This is a genomic window from Mycobacterium sp. E796, from assembly GCF_001672815.1.
Lineage (GTDB): Bacteria > Actinomycetota > Actinomycetes > Mycobacteriales > Mycobacteriaceae > Mycobacterium.
Window position 1 is genome coordinate 1 of the sequence record NZ_LZKK01000224.1, and the last position, 921, is coordinate 921.

Sequence of the window (921 nt, forward strand, 5' to 3'; positions counted from 1 at the left end):
GCCAACATGGCGTCGTTGCTAAAGCCCTTGGGAGGGGTTGTGAACTTGATTGGCAGCGCCGTCGGGGCTGTCCGATACGAGTTAGGCAACATTGTTAGCGCAGCTTTCGACCAATTACTCAAGATATTGGGCGCAGCCTTTTACCAGTTTTGGATATTTATTCAAGGCTACCCGGCGTTATGGAGCATTTTCGTTACGGTCGGCACTTTTGTAATCATAGGCGCTTGGGTAGCACTAGTTTTACTTTTTATTGCAACAGGTACTCCCATTCCGATGTTCTTCCCGATCTAACAGACGCGCTCTGCGTTGCGGCCTGCCTCTTGGCCCTGGCCGGACATCGCCATCACCACCAGCGTCCACGTCCGGGACAACCGCGACGGCACCTTCAAAGCCGAGACACGCCTCGTCGTCGGCTAGACGCTGCCCGACCACGAACGTGAAAGGTTCGGCGAAGGAACGATGGAGAATCCAACCCTCGCGACCAACTCGTTGGGCGTCGATCCGACTGCGCGAACCTCACCGACCGCGCTGAGGGGGGCGTCATCTCAATACCCACGCCCGGCATTAAGCAAAACAAGCCACCATGGCCCGTATAAAGCAACACTTAAAAGAAACAGTAGCAAAAAGGGTACAATCGCTAGCAACATTAATAAAGATGTAATCATCGTTATCAATGTCTCTATTCCGGCTTGAATATTTGTTATCACATTCGCTATTAAATCGCTCATCGTGGACTGGGCGGTTGTGGCAGCAGCGGCAATCGGGGCCCCAATTGCTGTCAAGGGCTTGATCAGCGACGTGACGTTGGCGGCCTCCGCGCCGGCATACGCGCCGGCACTGGTGGTCAGGTGCTGCACGAACTGGTCCTGAAACGCCGCCGCCTTCCCGGCCAGCGCGTGATAGTCCTGGGCGTAACCGCGC

At 55.4% G+C, this 921-nt stretch carries 1 protein-coding gene and 1 pseudogene; one reads left to right on the plus strand and one right to left on the minus strand.

What is annotated here, in order from left to right:
* Positions 1-291 (plus strand): hypothetical protein (locus A5706_RS16345; RefSeq protein WP_231984910.1); only part of this gene is annotated, 291 nt, incomplete at its 5' end.
* A gap of 461 nt (positions 292-752) precedes the next feature.
* Here the strand turns inward: A5706_RS16345 and A5706_RS35285 are convergent.
* A pseudogene (locus A5706_RS35285) lies at positions 753-921 on the minus strand (PE domain-containing protein); the annotation flags it as partial.